General features: G+C 71.8%; 15 protein-coding genes. 6 read left to right on the plus strand and 9 right to left on the minus strand.

Annotation, left to right across the window (positions count from 1 at the left end; all coding sequences use genetic code 11):
* Window positions 1-4: 4 nt before the first annotated feature.
* The 5 genes from AB0C02_RS13060 to AB0C02_RS13080 all read right to left on the minus strand — a co-directional run bounded on the left by AB0C02_RS13060 (window position 5) and on the right by AB0C02_RS13080 (window position 10,353).
* Window positions 5-1,366 carry a TIGR02678 family protein gene (locus AB0C02_RS13060; RefSeq protein ID WP_357547514.1) on the minus strand — a complete coding sequence of 454 codons (1,362 nt, stop codon included), beginning with the start codon at window positions 1,364-1,366 and terminating at the stop codon, window positions 5-7.
* A gap of 76 nt (window positions 1,367-1,442) precedes the next feature.
* Window positions 1,443-3,011, minus strand: a complete 1,569-nt coding sequence (locus tag AB0C02_RS13065; RefSeq protein ID WP_357547519.1) for a TIGR02677 family protein — start codon at window positions 3,009-3,011, stop codon at window positions 1,443-1,445.
* Window positions 3,012-3,111: 100 nt separating this feature from the next.
* Window positions 3,112-7,086, minus strand: coding sequence for a CHAT domain-containing protein (locus AB0C02_RS13070; RefSeq protein ID WP_357547524.1), 3,975 nt, complete (start codon window positions 7,084-7,086; stop codon window positions 3,112-3,114).
* 4 nt (window positions 7,087-7,090) lie between these two features.
* Window positions 7,091-9,037, minus strand: a complete 1,947-nt coding sequence (locus AB0C02_RS13075; RefSeq protein WP_357547536.1) for a caspase family protein — start codon at window positions 9,035-9,037, stop codon at window positions 7,091-7,093.
* Entirely contained in the window at window positions 9,034-10,353 is a 1,320-nt protein-coding gene (locus AB0C02_RS13080) for a hypothetical protein (RefSeq protein ID WP_357547541.1), read from the minus strand. Before AB0C02_RS13080 ends, AB0C02_RS13075 begins: the two co-directional genes overlap by 4 nt.
* Before the next feature lie 326 nt (window positions 10,354-10,679).
* On the opposite strand from AB0C02_RS13080, the gene AB0C02_RS13085 reads away from it, so the two are divergent.
* From AB0C02_RS13085 to AB0C02_RS13110, 6 genes are all read left to right on the plus strand, one after another.
* Window positions 10,680-11,534: a Crp/Fnr family transcriptional regulator gene (locus AB0C02_RS13085; protein ID WP_357547552.1), complete on the plus strand. Its 855-nt coding sequence runs from the start codon at window positions 10,680-10,682 to the stop codon at window positions 11,532-11,534.
* Window positions 11,535-11,836: 302 nt separating this feature from the next.
* Window positions 11,837-13,609, plus strand: a complete 1,773-nt coding sequence (locus AB0C02_RS13090) for a hypothetical protein (protein ID WP_357547557.1) — start codon at window positions 11,837-11,839, stop codon at window positions 13,607-13,609.
* Between the two features lies 1 nt (window position 13,610).
* Window positions 13,611-13,808, plus strand: coding sequence for a hypothetical protein (locus tag AB0C02_RS13095; RefSeq protein ID WP_357547563.1), 198 nt, complete (start codon window positions 13,611-13,613; stop codon window positions 13,806-13,808).
* A 3-nt stretch (window positions 13,809-13,811) separates the two neighbouring features.
* Window positions 13,812-14,378 carry a hypothetical protein gene (locus tag AB0C02_RS13100; RefSeq protein ID WP_357547571.1) on the plus strand — a complete coding sequence of 189 codons (567 nt, stop codon included), beginning with the start codon at window positions 13,812-13,814 and terminating at the stop codon, window positions 14,376-14,378.
* Window positions 14,379-14,380: 2 nt separating this feature from the next.
* The gene (locus AB0C02_RS13105) at window positions 14,381-15,943 is read left to right on the plus strand and encodes an AAA family ATPase (protein ID WP_357547582.1); all 1,563 of its coding nucleotides are present in this window, start codon (window positions 14,381-14,383) and stop codon (window positions 15,941-15,943) included.
* Window positions 15,944-15,957: 14 nt separating this feature from the next.
* Entirely contained in the window at window positions 15,958-16,803 is an 846-nt protein-coding gene (locus tag AB0C02_RS13110) for a hypothetical protein (RefSeq protein WP_357547589.1), read from the plus strand.
* Window positions 16,804-16,885: 82 nt separating this feature from the next.
* On the opposite strand, the gene AB0C02_RS13115 is transcribed toward AB0C02_RS13110, so the two are convergent.
* The 4 genes from AB0C02_RS13115 to AB0C02_RS13130 are packed head-to-tail and all read right to left on the minus strand — an operon-like array spanning window position 16,886 to window position 20,213.
* Window positions 16,886-18,163, minus strand: coding sequence for a glycosyltransferase family 4 protein (locus AB0C02_RS13115; RefSeq protein WP_357547598.1), 1,278 nt, complete (start codon window positions 18,161-18,163; stop codon window positions 16,886-16,888).
* A gap of 19 nt (window positions 18,164-18,182) precedes the next feature.
* Window positions 18,183-19,448: a PP2C family protein-serine/threonine phosphatase gene (locus AB0C02_RS13120; RefSeq protein ID WP_357547602.1), complete on the minus strand. Its 1,266-nt coding sequence runs from the start codon at window positions 19,446-19,448 to the stop codon at window positions 18,183-18,185.
* Window positions 19,420-19,887, minus strand: a complete 468-nt coding sequence (locus AB0C02_RS13125) for an ATP-binding protein (protein ID WP_357547610.1) — start codon at window positions 19,885-19,887, stop codon at window positions 19,420-19,422. The genes AB0C02_RS13120 and AB0C02_RS13125 overlap by 29 nt, the downstream gene beginning before the upstream one ends.
* 5 nt (window positions 19,888-19,892) lie before the next feature.
* Window positions 19,893-20,213 (minus strand): STAS domain-containing protein, encoded by a 321-nt coding sequence (locus AB0C02_RS13130; protein WP_357547617.1) that lies wholly within the window; start codon window positions 20,211-20,213, stop codon window positions 19,893-19,895.
* Between the last annotated feature and the right edge of the window lie 33 nt (window positions 20,214-20,246).

Here is a 20,246-nt window from a genome sequence, read left to right on the forward strand (position 1 = left end):
GGTGTCAGAAGAGGGTCTCGGCGGCGGCCCGTTGCCGGACCGCGGCCACGGTGTTGCGGTAGCGGGCCACCAGCGGGCGGACCAGGACGCCGCCCGGCACCCGGGTGACCGCGCCGAAGCGGTCCAGCAGCGCCACCGCCTCGCCGCGTAGCCGCTCCGGGTCGGCGTGCCACTGGGCGCCGAACGCGGACCCGTACCGGCGCAGGATCTCCCCGACCGCGTCGCGCAGGAAGCTGTCGGTGACGAACGGCAGGCGGTCGTCGCCGCCCGCGTCGTCCGGTTCGTCACCGGGCGGCGGCGGTAACTCGGCGTCGTCGAGCAGCACCAGCGTGGCCGTGGGCAGACCGGAATCGAGCTGGTCGACCAGCGCGTGGTGCCGGGCCTGCGGGTCGGGCGGGGCGAGCCGACGGACCCGGCGGCGGTCCGGGTCGCCAGCCCGGTCGGCCATCTCCACAGCGAGCAGCACCGCTGCCTGCGCCACCGAGCCGGTGCCCGGGAAACGCTCGGTGGTGAACCCGGCGGTGTCCACCAGCAGCACGCCCTCGGCGCGCCGTTCCAGCCGCAGCCCGGTGAGCCGGGCCAGGTCGGCGGCGAACGGGGCGCCGCGCAGGTGGTTGGCGACCGCCGGGTCGACGTCGGCGAGGTAGACCACCGGGGACTCCACCACCGCCCGCCGGGCGAACTGGGCGGCGTGCCGACGCTCGGCGTTGCCGCTGTGGGCCGCCGACCGGTCCAGCAGCGCCGCCACCGAGTCGACGTGTTGCAGCACCCGGGTCGGCCGGAACAGCGCGAACACCGCGTCGCGGGCCACGTCGTACAGCGCCTCACCCGCGCCGGGGTCGCTGGCCCAGGCGGCGCTGGACCCGTCGGCCACCCGCAACGCGCCCCGCTCCTCCAGCCAGCCGACGGCGTCCACGAACGCCCGCCGGTCCGCGCCCTGGTCCGGGTCCAGGCCCAGGCCGGTGACGCGGTTCGCGTCGGCGGCCACCGAATCGGCCAGCTCGCTGAGGGTGATCTGGATGCCGGCGCGGCCCAGCGCCGCCAGGCACAGGGCCAGGTACGCGTACCGCTGGCGGTCGAAGGAGCGGCCGGTGCGCGACACCGCCGGTTGGGTGGGGTCCAGCCGATCCTTGGCCCGGATCAGCCGGGCCGTGCCGCCGTGCAGCTCCAGCCGGTAACCGAACGCCTCGGACAGGTCCCGCCGCAGGGTCGCGGCGAACCGCCGTACCCGCGGCAACGCCCGCTCGTCGGGCCAGGTCGCCGTGATCAGCGGGTGGCGCAGCACCAGCCGGACGGCGCGCTGGTACTCGGCCAGTTCCAGGTCGTTGACGGCGGCGGCGAAGCGGTGCCGGACCTGATCGGTCATGCCGGCGCTCCGCTTCGCTCGATGCCGTCATGACACACCACCGCACTGCATTGATGATTCGCTCGCTGGCGCTCGCTCATGCCGGCACCAGTTCCGGGCGGCGGACCGCCGTGTGGGTCGCGGCGGTCACGGTCAGCGCGTACCCGTCGAGGTGGAGCCGGCCGGCGGCGGTGACCACCGTGGTGAACCGCCCCGGCGTCGGGGTGAGGGTGAGCCGAACGCCGTGCGCGGCCGCGGCCAGCGGCGCTCCCGCGGCACCGCCGACCCGGGCGGCGAGGGCGATGTCGAGCAGCCGCAGCAGCACGCCGCTCTGCGCCTCATCGAGTCGGTGCCCATCGAGCCCCTCCTCCGCCAGCACGGCCGCCGCGTCGGCGAGCCGGCGTTCCCGGCCGAGCTGCTCGGCGCGCAGCCGGTGCCGGCGGTCCTCGCCACGGTCGACCCGCGCCGGCCGGCCCCGCCCCGTGCCGGGTGCGCGACCGGTGGCCACCAGGGTGCGCGACAGTTCGACCGCCGGCGCCTCCCACCACGACAGGCGGGTCGGAATCGCCTCCGGGTCCGGATGGGCCACCGCCACGTGCCGCGGACCGCCCAGGCCGAACACGACGTCGAAGAGCGCGTGCGCGGCCTCCTGGGACCCGGCGCGGGTGAACCAGGCGGCCAGGTGCCGCAACTGCGACTCGCGGCTCACCCCGCCGCGCCGGGCCTCGGTCACCCGACGTAGCAGCGCCAGCACGTCACCGATCGCGCCGACGGTGGCGTCGGCGAGCCGGTCGGCCTCGCTGGCCTCCTCGGGCCCCGGCGGCGCCAGCCACGACCGCAGCCCGCGCCAGCGGCGCCGCCAGTCCTCCAGCCGCTCCGCGGGCGTGTGGAACAGCCGCTCGTCGGCCTCGGCCGCCGCCTCGACGAGCCGGTCGAGGCCGGTCGCCTCCACCTCCTCCACCGCCGCCCGCAGCCGCGGCGTGTAGCGCTGCAACTCGTCGTGGAAGTCCCGCAGGTGGGCCAGCAGGGCGTCCTTGTGGGTGAGGAACGCCTCCGGACGTACGTCGTTGGTGCGGCTCAGGTCACCGAGCATGTGGTAGAAGCGGGCGGCCCGCTCGGCGATGTCGGCCAACGCCCGGTCGAGTCGGTTGAGCTTGCGGTAGACCTCCTCCGCGTCGCCCGCCTCGTTCGCGGCGGCGAGCGCCGTCAGGTCGGCCAGCAGGTCCGCGAAGACCAGCCGGGACAGGGTCGTGTCGTCCATCGTCGCGGTGAGCACCGTCTCCACCGCCCGGTGCGCCCGGTAGCCGGCCTCCGTGAACTGGTAGACCGAGTGCCGGTTGCGGTATTCGGCGAGGGTCGTCGCGCGGGCGCCGTCCTGACCCCGGTCGAGCACACCCCAGTCCACGAGCGCGTCGAGCAGCCGCGGCAGCTCCAGCTCGGCCGGATCGGGGCAGTCCGGGTTGGCCTGGTGCAACGCCTCCATCGCCGTGGCGACATCGGCGGTGTGCAGCATCACGTGGTAGCTGGCGCGGGCCGTGTCGAAGGCGCGCAGCAGCCAGAGGTAGGCGAACCGGTTCTCGGCGGTGACGTAACCGAACAGCCGCATACGGTCGTCCAGCCCGAAGTCGTCCAGGCCGAACGTGTGCCTCGACGGCTGCGCGGTCATCGTCGTCCTTCCGGGCGGCTGTTCCAGGAGTCGGGCCAGCCTACCCATCCCACCCGAATTTCCCGGATCGAGCCGGCCGTGTCGCCGCCCCGACGTGAGGTCATCGACCGAGGTGGGTGAAGGCGGCCCAGGCCAGCGGCTCGGCGATCTCCCCACGGCCGCATTGCGCGACCAGTTCCACCGGCATGTCCGCCGGGTGCTTCCGGGCCGGGTCGAGCATCCACAACTGCGCCCGGTGCAGGGCCTCGGCCGGAGCGCACCCTTCCGCGCGCAGGAAATGGTGCACCAGATACATCAGCAGGGATGTGCCCACGTCCGGCACCGACCACAACGAGCCGTAAACGGTGTGGGCGCCGGCCGCGAGGAAGGCCGTGGCCAGGCTGAACGCCTCGTCGTGGTCGGTGCCGGCGAGGTTCGTGGTGCATGCGGCGAGAAAGACCTGGTCGAGGTCGAGCGCGGCGAGCCGGGACTCCTCCAGCAACTGCCGAGCCGGCAGCCGACCACCCACCAACACCACATGGGCATCCGCCGGTCGCGCCGGATCGACCCGCCCGTGGCAGGCGAGGTGTAGCAGCGACGGCCCGGCTCCCGCGGAGCGGATCCATTCCAGCACGCTTTCGGGAGTGGCGACCCGGCCCGGATCCGCATCCGCATCCGCATCCGCATCCGCATCCGGACCAAGGTACTGGCCGTCCGGGTAGAAGCGCTGGTGGATCGCCCGCGCCTCCACGCCGGCGAACGGCAGGTCGCCGAGCGGGTCTCCGATCACCAGAGCTGACCGGACGGGACGCGCCGGTCTGGCCGCCGCCGCACACAGCATCCGGGCGGACGGGCTGTAGGAGACGACCAGGTCGTGCACCGCGTAGTGGCGGCCGGACGGGGTGTCCTGGTACGCGGCGTGCCAGGGCACGAGCCCGAGCACGCCCATCGGCACGAGAACCAGCCGAGCCGGAGAAAGGCGGATCGATCGCAGGTCGGCGACGATCCGACCCATCGCCGCACGCCACGCCCACCGGCACAGGTCGTCGATCCGGGCGCCCACCGAATCGGGTGCCCCGCCGCCGACCGCCCCGGCGTCCCGTGGCTCCGCTCCTGCTTCCCGGCCGGTGACGTTCCGCCGCTGCGCGGCGTGCAGAAGCCGGTGCACCGGCGAGCCGCCGCCGACCACCAGCTCGGGAAGTTCCATCACGTCGATCTCGCCGACGGCGGGTACGACGACGGCGAGCCCCGGCACCGGGTCGGCGGCCGGCACCAGGTACACGAGCGCATCGACGCTCAGCGCGGCGAGCGCCTGGCGAACCTCCCCGGCACGTACCTGGGCCAGCGGGCCCTGGGTGGTCAGGCCGGCGGTCTCCAGTGCGCGCAGCACGCGCGTGCGCAGGTCGTCGGGAAGCTCACCGGCGGACAGGTCCGCGCCGAGGGCTTCGCCGGTGAGCCGATCGCGGCCCAGGCCCGCGGTCTGGCGCCACTCCTCGGCGAGCTCGGGTTGCCCGGCCTGGGTGAGCAGATCCGCCACCGTACGGGACACGGTGGCGGCGTGCAGGACGAGGCCTCGTCCCGCGTCCAGGGCGGTGACCAGATCGTCGTCGGCCTGGTCCTGCAGGCACCACCGGGCGACGGTGGTCGCGTCGGCGGCGGCCTCCCGAGCGGTTTCCATCGCGTGGTCGGTGCCGGCCTGCAGCAGGACCCGCCGGGCGTGGCCGTGCAGGGCGGCGAGGCCGAGCCGTCGGGTCCGGGCGCGGTCGGGGTCGCCGGCGCGGCGCAGCGCCTCGGCGTGGTCGCGGACCAGGTCGGTCCAGAGCAGGCTCTCCGGTCCGGCGACCTCGGCGGTCGCCACCTCGAACTGGCGGGCGGCGCGGGCGGCGGCGGCCCGATCGCCAAGGCCTCTTGCTCTGGTGAGCTCGGCCTTGCCGATGAGGGTCAGCGCCGCCACCCGGATGACGTGTCCCGGTTCCAGCCGGCCCGTGAAATCTGTCAGATGGTCGGCCCACTGGCGTAGCAGCGGCAGGTTCCCGTCGCGCACCGCCGCGGCGACCTGGGTGGTGGCGGCCGCGATCGTGGCGGTCACCGTCAGGTACGACAGCGGCCCGGCCGGCAGGGGCACGGGTGGTTGTGCCGGGATGCGCGCTTCTCCGGTGCGGATCGCGACGAGGTCCTGGCAGAGGCGGATCAGCGGTCCCAGCGCCTGCGCGTCCTGACGCGACGAGGGAAATCGCTGCCAGAGGGCGAGGGCCCGTTCGCTCGCCTCGTGCATGCCGGTGAGATCGCCCTGCCCGCCTCGTCGCACCGCCTCCATCACGACGGACAGCAGCTGCGACTGGGCGACGACGTTGCCGGTGTGCCCCTCGTCGCCGAACTCGGTGGCCAGCTGCGTTGCCCACGCTCCGGCGGCAGTGTGGTCACGCAGGTCAGCGTTGCCGGACGCGCGGGAGTGCAGGGCGAGCGGCAATGACGCTCGCAGCCGATCGCCGGCGACTCTGGCGAACGCCGGGTCCTTGCGGGCCCGCAGCAGTGCGCCGACGAGACCGTCCGAGTCGGGGCTCGCCGCGGCGGGGCCGCCCTCGTACTCCAGCATGCCCTCGGCCAGCTCCAGCGCCCCGACAAGGCCCGCAGGCGCGTCGTCGCCGACCGCCCGGCCGAGCGCGAGCAGGTGGCGCAGTCGCGCCGCGTCGACCTGGTCCATGGCCTCGGCGAAGCGGGCGAACTCGGCGTAGACCAGCACGGTGGCGAGGACAGCCCGCTCGCGGGCCGTGGCGGTGACCGCCGCGTCCAGCGCCCGGCCGGCCTCGTCGATCGCGCCGCGCAACTGCCCGAGGCTGGGGGGCACGCGGCTGTCGTCCTGGGCGACGTCGTGCTCCATCACCTCGTCCGCGACGACCACCCGCACGGCGTGCGCCGCCAGTAGTTCATCGTCCGCGTTGGCGGCGGCGATGGCGTGGTCCAGGCACCGGGTTGCGGCGTCCAGGCTGCCCGGCACGTGGGCGAGCTGCCAGTGCAGCAGATGGGTCTCCCCGAGTTGCCGCCACACCGGTCCAGGCTGGTCGGCGAGGGGCAGGGCCTCTTCGAGCAGCGCGACGGCCTCGGGGACACCTTCGGGATCCCCGGTCCTGACCGCTCTGCTGTGCAGCAGTTCGGCAAGGGTGACCGGGACGGCCGGGTCGTCGTCATCCTCGCGGACCGTACGCCAGCAGGCGATCGCCCGGGCGAGGTGGACCGGGTCCTCATCGAGGTCCCACAGCGCGGTGTGGGCGGTGGCCTGGCCGCGGTGGAGGCGGCGCCAGCCGGGCTGGGCCGGCGCGCTGGCGCTGATGGCTCGCTCCCCCACGGTCAGGGCCAGCTCGACGCTCGCTCGGTCCTTCCGCCGGCCGGCGGCTTCCAGGCAGGCCGCCGCCAGGTCCGCGGACGCGACGGCGTACCGGGGAGTGCTCCGCGGCGAAAGCTCCGCCAGGGCCGCCGTAAGGGTGGCGATCCCGGCGGTCAGGTCCTCGTCCCGTTCGCCGGCGTAGTCGTACCGAGCCAGCAGCGCCATGCCCAGGAGCATGCGGCCGTAGGAGGCGTTGTCCGGGTCGGCCGGGCTCACCTGGACGGCGAGCATCGCCGTCAGCGTTTCGTCGGCATCGGCGGCAGCGGCCCGCACGGTTCGCGACTCGTCCAGACACCGTTCCAGGAACCGCTCCCAGATCGCGTCCAGCAGTGTCACGGCCACGATGTCGCCCTCCGGATCATCCGGCGGCCACCCCTGATGTGCGACGGTCAGCTGCGCGACGGCCCGTTCATGGTCGGTCAGGCCGGGTCCGAGCCGGGCCCGTTCCGCATGGGCCACACCGAGCCCCCAGTGCCAGATCACCGCCTGTTCGTGGGTCGGCGCGTGGGCCAGCGCCCGCTCGAACTGCGCGACGGCGGCATGCAGGAGGTTCTCGTCCGGGTCGATGTCATAGCGTTCCAGATAGGCCCGTCCCAGCGTTCCGGTCAGCTCCGCGAGGTCGGAGCCCGGCGGCGGGTTGCTGATGAGCATCGTCAGCTGGGTGGTCCACTCGTCGAACGGGACACCGCTGAGGCTGCCGTCCTGGGTCACCGGCTCACCCCAGTCCGGCGTCGAGCGGTATCTCGGTCACCACCGGCACGGCCAAGGTGATCCAGTCGCACGCGCCAGCCTCGACCGCTGCGGCGTCGCGGTGCACGGCGGCCAGGCCCAGCCACCCGAGCAGACCAGTGACGGCGAGCGGGGCGCGGGTCCGCCCCGGCCATGCCTCCTCGGCCGCGGGCAGTTCGAACGGAGACGAGCTGAACTGCTCCTCCGCGGCCAGCAGCACCAGCCAGTCGCGGGTACTCGCCCCGGGTTCGGTCGGGGTCCCCGCGGGCATCCGAAACTCGACGGGGCGCCCGTGCAGGGCCGCGCCGCTGCGCCCGGGGGCGAGGTGGTCGCCGGGAAAGAGACCCGCGTGGACGCGGTGCCGTTGGGTGACGTCCAGCAGCACGCAGAAGAGTCGACGGTCGCTGTGGTTGTGCAACCGGACGAAGGCGGTCGGCGGCACCCAGCGGCCCTGTTCCTGCCGGTAACGCAGGTGTACGGCGCCATCCCGGTCGGGTCGCAGCCCTGGCCGGTGAGCAGGCCCGATCACCTCGCCGGGACGAGCCTGGACGAGGTCGACGGAGACCGCCCCGGCCAGCGTGGAAACCGGGTTCGTCAAGCTCCTGACCCGATGCACCCGGGCGAGATGCTCCAGCATCGCGGCCACCCGCCGGCCTCCGTCGCGGCGTACGTCGGTCAGGTCGGCGCAGAGCGGCGTCCCGTCCCCGCCGGCGATGCGGACCCGGTCCGGCTGGTCGGCGTCCACCCGGAGCTCCGGGGTACGCCCGTCGGCGCTGGCGTCCGGTCGCACGTGCGGCGAGGGACCGCCACCGGGCCCCGACGTCCGTAGCGCCGCCAGCACCTGGTCGACGGTGGGCTGGTGTCCACCTTCGACGAGCACGGTGACCATCGGCACGGGGACCCGGCTGACCACGACGGGGTACTGCAGGTCGCCGTCCGGTTCCCAACCGAGCGGCTGGACGACGCTGCGCTCGGGGTGCACCTGGACGATGCGCGCCTCGCGTAGGTCCGGCCCGGGCACGGCCACCCGGACGTCGTCCCCGTTGGGGCCGATCGACAGTCCGTGGCAGGAGCCGACGTCGATCTCCCACTCGTGGCGGACCCGGCGCATCCGCATGCCGCTGGCGGACGGCTTGACCTGCCCACCCAGGAACGGTTGGTCGGCGATACCGGGAGTGACCGGTTCCAGTTGAGGAATCTGCTGGAATGCCTGCCGTTCCACCTCGCACCGGGCTGCGGTGAGCAACTCGCGGTAGGTCGCCGACGGGCCGAGCCGCCGCAGGGCGGTCAGCAGGGACCAGCTGAACAGCCCGTGCGGTCGGCCCTCGGCCCAGGTCTCGATCGCGGTCTCGGACGACTGGCAGGCGGCCAGCACCACGTGTTCGGTCGGCGGACGGGTGGCGGCACGGCGCAACTCCGGCAGGAGCGCCTCGATCAACGGCGCGGTCTCCAGCGCGGGTGCGAACCGGACGAGGTTGCGGGTGGCACTGAACGAATGGCAGCTGTCGAGGACGACCGCCAGGTGGCATCCGGTGGCGGCTACCTCGCCGAGCAGCAGCGAGAGCTCCTTGTCGTAGAGGTCGGGCACCTCGTCGTGCCGGCTGTCGTGGCAGATCAGGGTCTGCATCTGCCCCGTCGGTTCCAGGTGCCACAGCTCGTCGGGTACGGCAGCCCAGGAGCCGTGCCCGCTGAACCAGAAGAGCGCGGTGTCACCCGGCCCCGCCTGACCCAGATGGTCGCGCAGACCGTCGACGACCGCCTGCCGAGTCGCCGTCTCGTTCTCGAGCAGCAGTGTGGCGGGCGGCTCGTCCCCCAGCGCCCGCACGCGCAGGAACTCTGCCACCTGGGTCACGTCGTTGTGGCATCCCTGCAACGGTCCGACGGCGCGGTAGCGGTCGATACCGACCAGCAGCGCGAAGATCCGTCCGGTCATGCGCCCTCTCCCGCCGGAACGTGGAGCCAGCCGTGTTCGAGGAACTGCTTCTCGGGCAGATCGATGGTGATCTCGGTGAACCGATCGGGCAGCGGTGGCACCTCGGAGTGTTGGATGACGTCCCGGTAGAGCACGTCGGGCACGGCGAGGACGTAGTCGACGGCCGGGTTGTCCCGCAGCGCGGCCCGCAACGGTGGGCTGTCGAGAATCCGGTGCACCGCGATGGCGGCGGCGCCGACCCAGCCGCTGTCGGCGGGTTTCATCAGGCCCCGGTGCAGGGCGACGCGCAGCCGTATCCGCTCGGCCGGGTCCAGGCCGTGATTCGTTCGGCGTAGTGCGTCGGTCAGACCACCGATCAGCAGCGGGATCACGGTCGACTCGTCGATGCCGACGGGCAGGACGGCGAACTGCCCGTCGCCCTGGGCCTGCACCGCCACCGCGGACTCGTCGAGGCGGGCGGCGCGACGGGCGTCGACGAGCGCTCGCACCAGCCACGACTGCGTCCGTTCCGCAAGGTGGTTGGGGCGGCGGCTGTAGCTCGACACGTCCGCGGCCATGCACAGCCGCACGGCTGCCGAACTGGGCTCGACCTTTCCCGGCAGCACCTCCCGGAACGGCACCGCGTCCTGCAGGGTGGCATGTCGTCGAACGGTGCGGTCCCGCCAGGTCCCGAGAGACTCGGCCCGCACGTCGAGACGACCCCGCAGAACGGAAACCGACGCCGGCACCTCGATGAGCGCGTGCATGCCGTACGTCAGGGGCAGGAACAGCCGGCCGGAGGGGTCCTCGTAGGTCCAGCCGAAGCGGTTGCGGTGCGCGCCGAAGGACCAGGCGCGGGGACGGCCGGGGCGTGGGGCCAGTCGGAGCAGCCAGCCGGGGCGAGCGGCACCGGCCGCGGCAACCGCCCGGTCCGCAGCGGTGGTCATCGGACGGGGTGCGCCCGCGCCGTAGCTGAGCCCCAGTGCACCACCGTCGTTGTCAAGCCGTACGGCCAGCGCGTCGTCGTTGTCGAGGGTGACCTCGAAGCGGACAGAGGTGTAGCGGCGCCCGTCCGTCAACTGGTCCAGATCGAACGCGACGAGCATCCCGTAGTAGTGCCGTCCGGTCGCCTCGGCGCGCCGGCTCAGCCGGACCGGAAGATCCTCCTCAGGTACCGGAAAGAACAGCGGTCGGCCGCAGCTCACCCCGCCCAGACCGAACGGCGAGTCCGGCCCGTCCGGGTCGCGCGCCTGGCTCGGTCTCAGCACCGACCGGGCCAGCACGTCGGACGGCCGCAGCGGCTCGTCCCCGCCCGGTACCCAATCCTCACCGGTCATTTGGCCTCCAGTCGACGATACGTTCCTCGGTAGTGCACGGCCGATTTCAGGCGGATCAGAAAGAGTGGCGCGGAGTAAATCCGCTACGACGATGTCACGCGCGAGTGCCGTCCCAGGGTGGGCTCCGATCATTCCGGGGCGGACCGGATCGATGACATCAGTGTCGCCGAATTGACAGACGCGTCGCTGCCGGCGAGTAGGGGGGCTTGATCTTCGCACCCCCTCACGATTACCCGACTGTCGGGCAGGAATCCCGTACAAATCCGGGATCGGTATGCATGCAAGGTGTCAGGCTCGACCCGATGGAACGCACAAAGGAGCAACAGGTGCTTCGACGGACAGCACCCACCCCGCCCGGCCCGGTGCGGTCCTGCCGGGTGGGCGGTCGTCGGGCCATTGCGGGTACGCCTCGGCTGTCGCAGACTTGCCGGGTCATCCGCAGTTTCCCGAATCACGGCGAGGTGGGAGTGGACGGTGCCGCACGGCGTCCGAAAGTCTCGCCGCCGAAGGCGTTTCTGGCCCGGCTGCCAACGGCGATCCGGCAGGAGTTGCTCGGGCGCGGCCAACCGTGCCGATACGAGCCCGGCGATCGACTGCTTGTCGAGGGCGGCGTTGACACTCATGTCATCCTGCTGACCAGCGGCTTCGTGAAGGTGACCAACGTCGTCGAGGGCTTTGAGGCGTTGGTGGCCATCCGGGGCGCCGGCGACATCGTCGGGGAATCAGCGGCGCTGGCCGATCAGCCGCGGATGGCCAGCGTCACGGCCTGCGGCGTGGTGACCGGATGCCTGGTCATCGCCGAGGCGTTTCGTCATGTGCTCGGCCGCCATCCCGATGCCGCCCGGCTGGTGACGGCGACGGTCGCCGAACGGCTGCGTTGGGCGAACCAGCGGCGGGCCGACTTCGTCGCCTACTCGGCGGAGGTACGACTCGCCCGGGTTCTGGTCGAGATCGCCAGAACCTACGGCCGGCAGCTCGACGACGGCGCGGTGGTGATCGACGTACCGCTGAGCCAACCTGAACTGGCCACGATGATCGGCGTCGCGGAGGCCACCGTGCACAAGGCGCTGCGGACGCTGCGGGACGGGGAACTCATCCGATCCGGGTACCGGCGGGTCTACATCCTTGATCTGGACGCCCTGCGGCGGATGGGCCATGAACCGCCCGGCCTGTCTCCGTAGCCGAACGTCCATCCTGGTCCAATGATCGATGCCGAACGGATGCGGTAATCCATATCCGTTCGGTTGACCGTTCGATCCCTTCGGTCGACGCGACGACTGAACCGCTGCCGAAAACATTCATGACACCTTTCCCAAACGCTTCTGCGTCGCTCCGTCTCCTTTTCCTCCATCACGAGATCCCATTCGCCGGGCCCTCGGAGTATCGTCCACGGGATCCGGCGACGACCTCCCGCACCGCAACGCAGCGGTCCCGAAGAAACGCGTGACGTCATCCTCGACATTCGCAGGCGAACCGGAGAATCATGTCCGACCTCAGCGCAGTACGGAACGACATTCGCGCCACCCAGCGAATGCTGGCCAACCTCCAGGGTGCCATCGACGGGGTGGGCAGCCAGGTCGATGTCATCGGGCGGGAGCAGCAGGCCACCCAGGACCAACTCCTCACCCTCCGCGCGGAGTTCGCCCGCTTCGTCCAGCAGGCCGAGCGGACCGCCAACATCCAGCGCGCCGAGACCGCCATCAACACCCTCAAGAACGACATCGAGCACCAGTTCGGCCACCACAAGGTGGTCCGCCGGACCGCGGTGGGGATGCTGCGCTCCTTCGACCTGGGGCTGGTGACCGAGGAGACGGTTCGGGCGGTCGGCGAGCAACTGATGTTGCAGACCCCACGCTACTGGCTGGCGCCTGTCCTGGTGGCGTTGGCGGCCTGGGCTGGAGACGACCCGGATCTGTGCGTCCGGGCGGTGGAGGAGGCCTACCACCGCTCTCCCCATCGCACCTCACTGCTGATGACGCTGGTGCTGCGGCGCCAGGGACGACGCTCCAGCGCCGTGCGGTGGCTTCGTCACTACCTCGACGCGCAGGACCCGGCTGCGCTCAGCCGCGAGTTCGCCGTCATCCTGGAGTCGATCGCCCAGGGTGCGTTCGGCCCCGCAGGTGTGGAACTCGTGCGCGAGCGGCTCGAGACCTGGCGCGACCGGCTGCTCGCGGACGAGGCGGTGACCATCGCCCAGGTGAACCGCTGGCGCCGGGAGATGGAAACGCACGTGCGAGCCGATGGCGTGGCGGACGACTTCCCCCGCCTGGCTGCCGCGTCACCGCAGTGGCCGCAGCTGCAACACGCGCTTGCCTGCGCCGATGCGCACCAGTCGATCATCGACCGGTACACCGCGCTGATGAACGCCGAGGCGCCGCCCAGCAGCCGGATCGAAGACGCCATCGACGACATTCTCGACCGGCTGGTGGGCGACTACGACCACGAGGAGCTGCCGCTGCGTCGGAAACTCGCCGCGAACGAGGCGATCGTCCAGTGCGACGGCGACCTCGAGCAGGCCGCGCGCGCCGCGCACTCCGAGGCCACCGGCCTGGAGGACACCCGTGACTACCTCACGATCCAGACCGAGTCCGCGCTCCACCCTGACGCGATCGGTGTGTCGACGCAGACGCAACGGCTGGCTGTCGCCTTCTGTCACGACTGGATGAGCCATTCCCACGCGGCGTTCACCCGCGACTACCGGCTGGAGGTGCCGGACACCGTCAAGGTGACCTTCGCCCTGCGCAGCACCTACGGCAAGATCGGATTTCGGCCACCCCAGTGGACCGGCTCCTTCACCACCCCGATGGACGCTCTGGAACGGTCGCTGGAGGCGCACTGGGACCGCCACGCCCAGTCCTTCCTGGACAGCCTGACGTTCGACTGGGGCAAGCGGCTCATCGGTCCGGCGGTGGTGGCCGTCCTCGTCCTGCTCGTCGTGTCCGGCATGAGCAACGTCGGGCTTGGCCTCCTCGCCGCCGCCGCGGTCGCCGGGGTCTGGGCGCTGGCGCTCAAGGGGCAGGCGGAGAAAGCGGCAGCGGAGCAGGAGAAGGCACGCGCGGCAATCGCCAAGGCCAGAACGGAGTCGCTGGTCGCGCTGCGGGCCACCGGGGCGGAACTCACCGACTGGACGAGCCGATTCACCGCGGCGGACGGCAAGGAGCCGCAGGTGAAGGCCCTGCTCACCGACCTGGCCACGGCGGGCGCCCCCGGTGCGCGGCACGAGCGTCGCATGGTCGGCCGAATCGAGGAGGAGTGACATGACCAGCACCGACCCTACGGAGGAACCGGCCACGCCGGCGACCTCCGACGAGCCCGAGGCGGTGCCGTGGGCCCGGCAGCCGACTCCGCCCCGGCAACGCAGCACCAGCCGGGTACGGCGGATCGCCGAGGGGCTGCCCGACTGGGAGCCGATGCCCCCCGGCGAAATGCTGGTCCGCCGCCCCCGGCAGGGCTGAGCCGTGGCGGTCAACGGCGGCGGCTACCAGGAATGGGCCGCCTTCCTGGAACGGTGGCGGGCCGGGGAGGAGAACACCTCCCACTGGCTGCCGGCGCTGGCCGAGCAGGACTATCCCGCGGACAGCTGGGCTCGACTCGTGGCCCGGATCACCCAGGCGCTGTCGTACCGGCTGCAGTCCTGGGCGGACGCGCTGCTGCGGGCGATGGCCGCCGCCCGAGACGAGTTCGAGGTGGCGCGGGCGCTGACCCAGGCTCGATGCGGCCTGGCGTCGATCCGGGCGGTGGCTGGTCATCCCGGCCTGCCGGCGGAGCTGTCGCGGCACCTGCGCGATGCCGTCGACGAGCAGATCCGCTCGGTCCAGCAGGCGTTGGAGGACGGGATCGAATCCGCCCGCCGCGCCGGCGTCGATGGCCGGGTGACTCAGGCCCGACTGCGCACCCTGCGCGACAACCCGATCACCGTGACCGGTGCCGGGAGGGCGGCTCGCGCGGACGGCTGGGCCGCCGAGCCCACCCGTCCCACCCGCCGCCGGATCATCATCGGCCCCGACACCCCGGGCGAGGAGTGAGCGTGTCCCACTACGACGAGGCCCGGCGGGATCTCGACAGCTACATCGCCGCGCGGGTGCCACTCATCGGCATACGCAGCATCGAGCAGGTGCGGGCCGTCCGTCTGCTGCGCGAGGTCGCCGCCAGCCCACGCCGGGCCAACCTGCCCTTCTGGATTCACACCCGGGCCACCGGGCTGCGGGACCTACGCACCAACACACCGGTCCAGGAGGATCGGTCGCTGGTGGCCGCCATGGATTTCGCCGCTGGCCAGTTGACCCGGCGGGCGCAGGCGACGATCGCCTTCGTCGACCCGGACGACCTTAGCGGCGACTCTCCGGTCACCCGGCACATCGCGGAGCTGGCCCGCCTCGCCGACGCCCACTCCGGCAGCGTCGTCCTGATCACGGACAACCCGCTCTGGACCGGCCTGCAACGCCTGGGCATGAGCATCACGCTCGCCCCACCCAACGCCATCGAGATGTACGACATCGTCGTCGACTTCCTCAAGGAACAGCAGGGTGCGGTCAACATCGACTGGACCGAGTCCGACGCGCGACGGGCGGCGGAGTTTCTCGTCGGGGTGCCGGAGGGCACCGCGGTCAACGTGCTGGCAACCATGGCCGCGACCGGGCGGATGCACCGGGAGGACGTCGAGCGCCTCGCCGAGTTCAAGGACAAGCACTTCGCCGACCTGTCCGGTCTGGAGCGCGTCGCGCTCGGGCCGGCCGACCACGAGATCGGCGGGCTGACCAGCCTGCGCGCCTGGCTGCGTCGCCGGCACCAGGTGATGGTTTCCGACCTGCGTGGCACCGGGCTACGTCCGCCCAGGGGAGTCCTGCTGGTCGGCGTACCCGGGTGCGGCAAGTCACTGTCGGCCAGGGCGGTGGCGGCGCAGTGGCGGTTGCCGCTCTACCGGCTCGACTTCGCCACCATCCTCGGGATGTACGTCGGCCAGTCGGAGACCCGCCTGCGGGAGGCGTTGGAGATGGCCGACCGGACCGCGCCCTGCGTGCTGTGGATCGACGAGATCGAGAAGGGCCTGGCCGGGCAGCACGACTCCACCGGGGTGAGCCGACGCCTGGTCGGACAATTCCTGTTCTGGCTCCAGGAGTCACGCTCGAGGGTCTTCGTCGTGGCCACCTCCAACGATGTCCGCGCGTTGCCGCCCGAACTGCTGCGCAAGGGGCGCTTCGACGAACTCTTCTTCGTCGACCTGCCCGACGAGGCCGAGCGGGCCGAGATCATCGGGCTCTACCACCGCCGGTACGTCGATGAGGAGCCGAGCGCGGATCTGCTCGGCCGGCTGGTCACCGTTTCGGACGGCTTCGCCGGCTCAGACATCGAGTCCGCGCTGCACGAGGTGGGCGTCGAGGTGTTGCTGCACGGACGCGGCAACCTCCGGCCGGAGTTCATCGTCGACACGTTTGTCAACACGTTCCCGCTGAGCCGCACCCACCCGGAGCAGATCGCGGAGATCCGAGCGTGGGGCCGGGACCGGGCCGTGCCGGCCGGCGTCGCGGGCACCTCGGCGTCGCCCGACGCTGGTGGCCGCCGCCGGGTCATCGTGCCGGGCGACGCATGACCGGGAGGCCGGAGATGAGCAAGGAACAGCAGCCGGACGGCGGAGCGATCTGGAACGTCCGAGCCCTGGTCGGCGACCTCGCCGACGAGACCCCGCCGAGCCCGGCCAGCCAAACGGGCCGGGAGGCAGGCTCGCCCGGCCCGGCCGCCGTCCACCAGGCCCCTGCGGACCCGGGCGAACCGCGGACCCGGGGTGGCTGGGTCAGCCAGGGCGAGGTGGTCCGGCGGACCACCGGAAACTCGACGCGAAGAATGACACTGCTGGCCGGGATCATGCTGGTGGGGCTGCTCGTCCTGCTCGTCGGAGCGGCACTGGTGAGCACCGGTGAGGACGAGGCCGACCGGCCGTTCTCGCCGTCCGTTCCGGCGGAACCGCGCAGCCTGCCCAGCCCGGACGAACCGGACCCGACGGAACCCACCAGCACCACCGCGGAGGCCGGCGACCCGGAGGAGGACGCCCTGTCGTCGCTGCGGCGACTCAACCTCCAGGACCTGTCCGGGATCTCCCTGGACGGCACGTACGCCGCCCAGCTGGCATCGAAAACCGTGGGCATCGTGGACGTGAAACAGACAGCGGCGAACGGCTCACACACCTTCTACGCCACCGACATCCTTGAGGAGCACCTTCGGTTGCGGGAAAAGTTCGATGGCGACGCCAGCGTGGTGCTCCTGCTCAGCACCGACTACGGACGGCAGCAACTTTACGACGGGCAGCCGCTCTGGATCACGTTCGCTCTCCTCTCCGCGCCTTCGAAGGAAGTGGTCGCGCAGTGGTGCGCGGGCCGGTTCCCCGACCTGACCGGATCGGACCTGGAGAACCGGTGCGTGCCGCGTCGGCTGAATCCGCCGGGCTCCCCGTAGTGCCTTGTCGTGATCGCTGCCAGGACCGCTCTCTGCACCGGGGCGTCGGGTCGCTGCACCGCCGTGGGCCGGTCGATCCGGGTCAGGCCGCGGCGAGCCGCAGCAGGTTGCCCTCCGGAATTCTCAGCTCGGGATACCCGTGCGCCACCAGCTCGGTGGCCCGGCTGGTCAGGAACGAGGACGCCCCGGCGACCGCCGTCGCGTAGACCCGGCCAGTGCGCCGGGCGATGAGCGACCAGGAGAAACGGTCGATCACCACGTGCTGTGCGGTACGCGCCATCCGCCGGGCGTTGCCGTCGTCGGCCAGCAGTTTCGACACGATGGTGGCCAGCGCCTCAGGGTTGGCGGCCGGGAAGTTCATCCCCGTCCGACCCGGCTCGACGATCTCCTTGAGGCCGCCCGTCGACGCCGCCGCGATCGGCGTGCCGGTCGCCGCGGTCTCCAACGCGATCATGCCGAACGGCTCGTAGATGGACGGCACGACCATCGCGTCGGTGGCCGCCATCACGGACGGCAGGTCACCGCCGAGAAATCCGGTGAAGGACACCGCCTGCTCCAGCCCCAGGGACTCGGTCAGTCCCACCAGCCGTTGCCGGTGCGGGCCGTCGCCGGCGACGATCAGGCGCAGTCCCGGGTGCTGCGCGCGCACCGCGGGTAGCGCCGTGATCAGGTCCTGGACTCCCTTCTCGTACACCAGTCGCCCGGCGAAGCCGATCAACGGCCCGTCCCCGGCGTACGCGCGGCGGGCGTTGTCCGTCCGCACCGGATCGCTGCGCCACAGCTCGGGGTCGACGCCGTTGGCCACCACGTCGATGCGCTGGTGTGGGACTCCGAACAGCTGGTTGACCTCCCACCGCATGTAGTGCGAGCAGACCACGACCCGGTCGGACTCGTTGGCCAACCACCATTCAGTGGAGTGGATCGACCGGTTGGTGTCCGCGGGCAGCCAACCCTGGTGACGGCCCGCCTCGGTGGCGTGGATGGTGGTCACCAGGGGGATCCCCAGGTGTTCGCGGAGCGTCATCGCGCTGTGCGCGACCAGCCAGTCGTGGGCGTGGATGACGTCGAACCCGGCGGTGTCGGCGGCCCGCAACGCGGCGCGGGTCAAGGTGTGGTTCAGCGCCATCGTCCAGGCGAGCAGCGTCGGCCCGGAGAACGTGAACAGCGGAGGGTCCTCCGCCGCCCGGATGACCCGGACACCGTCGACGTACTCCTCGTACGCGGCGCCGGGCGCGTGCCGGGTCACCACGGTCACCTCGTGGCCGGCCTGCACGAGCGCCTTCGAGAGCGAATACACGTGCCGCCCCAGCCCCCCGACCATGACCGGCGGGTACTCCCAGGACAAGAAGAGCGCCCTCATCGGGCCCTCACCCCTTCAGTCAAAACTCCCCCTTGGTTGTCGGCGCGGTACGCCCGGCCGGCCTGGCCCGGTCACCGTTCCTTCCCGACGGGCTGCGGTGCAGCCCCAGCATGGTCACGTCGTCGAACTGCTCGGCCGATCCGGTATGGGCGGTGACCGCCTGGACGAACCGGTCGAGCACGACCGCCGCCGAACCGGGCTCGTCGAGCGTCTCGCGCATCCGGTCCTCACCGAAGAAGTTCCCGTCGGCATCCTTGGCCTCGGTGACCCCGTCGGTGTAGAGGAACAACAGGTCGTCCGCGCGCAGCGTCTCGCGTCCCAGTTGGAACTGGGCGTCGTGCATCAGGCCCAGGGCCGGCCCGGTGGGCGCGAGACCGACCTGCTCGCCGCCGGCCCGGCGGATCATCGGCGGATTGTGGCCGCAGTTGATGTAGACCAACTCGCCGCTCCTCGGGTCGATCACCCCGAAGAACAAGGTGGCGAAGTACGCCTGGTGCAGGTGGTTGGCGGTCAGGTAGTCGTTGGTGGTGCGTACCGCGTGCAGCGCCAGGTTGGCGCTGGCGAACGGCGGCTCCGGCTCCTCGCCGCCCCGCCACCCGCCCCGGGTAGCGTCGTTGGCGACCGCGGCCTGCCGCAGCAGGCTACGGATCAGGGCCATGAACAGCGCGGCACCGACCCCTTTGTCGCAGACGTCGGCGATGGCGAAGCCGAGGAAGTTGCCGTTGATGATGTCGTACGCGTCGTAGAAGTCGCCGCTGACCTCGTGCGCCGGCGCGAAGTACGCGGCGATGTCCCATCCGTCGATCACCGGCAGCGACTCCGGCAGGAAGCCCCGCTGGATCTCGCGGCCGATCTGCAGTTCCCGCTCGACCTCGCGTCGGTACACGGCGGCCTCGATGTTGCGTACCGCCAGGCCCAGGTCCCGGCGCTGCCGCGACGTGGCGAGGCGACGGCGGACCAGGTGCGGCTGGAACGGCGCCACCAGAAAGTCGAGGCCGTCCTCCACGTGCAAGGTCAGCGCCTCGCAGTACCCCTGTGAGAAGCACACCACGGCGGGTGGGTGTTCGGTGGCCTCGGCGAGGCGCTGGACGAGGCCACGCATGGTGACCACGTCCAGCGCCGCGTCGACGAGTAGCACGTCCGGCGTGCTTTCGGCCGGCCACGAGTCGGCCAGCAGGGTCTGAGGCGTGCGGACGACGGACGGGATTCCCTCGTCCGTCAGCGCCCGCCACAGGTCCCGGGCCGCCGGACTGCACTCACTGACGATCAGTGTCATCCCGGCCATGGCCGATCCGTCCATCCTCGTCCGGTCGAGCCCGCCACATGGCGACGGTGGTCCGGTTGGATCCGCCGATGTACTCGTGTGACGCCGCGTCCACGGCGTGCCGGATCAGATACAGGCCCAGTTCACCCGGCTTCCGGTCCCGCAGGGGCCGGCTCAACCCGGTCGGCGTGCCTGCCTGGAAGGGATCGAAAGGTGGCGCGGTGTCGGTGAGACGCACCCAGGCGCGCTCCGCGGACATCCCGCCTTCGACCACGATCCGGCCGTCGGGTCGGCCCGGCCCGTACCCGTGCCGCACGATGTTGACGAACAGTTCCTCCGTTGCCAGGCGGAGTTGGTAGGCCGCCTCGGGGCTGAGGCCGGCGTCCGCGGCCAGTCGCTGGACCAGCACGGTCACCGGCTCCAGGGACTCCACGACCGCCGACACGGTGAGGGTCGGCATGACCGCTACTCCGGCACGTTGTCGCTGAACGTGACGCTCTGGTCGAAGCCGACCAGCCGGATGGTCTGGGCCACCCGCTTGCTCACGCCGACCAGCACGACCCGAACGTCGTCGTCCATCTTCTGCCGGGCGTAGATCAGCTGCCGTAGCCCCGCCGACGAGAGATAGTCGAGCTTGCTCATTTCCAGCACCAGTCGCCGCGGGTGGTGCGTGGCGGCCCGGTCCACGTTCTCCTGGAGAACCGGTGCGCCGTTCGCGTCGAGATCGCCGTTCAGAACGATGATCGCCGTCTCGTCGCGAGTGCTCAGGGTCGCGGTGAATCCCATTTCGAATCTCCTCCGGTTGATGCTTTCGCGGTC

Origin of the sequence: Micromonospora sp. NPDC048999 (genome assembly GCF_040649295.1) — a bacterium.
In the GTDB taxonomy this organism is placed as follows: Bacteria; Actinomycetota; Actinomycetes; order Mycobacteriales; family Micromonosporaceae; genus Micromonospora.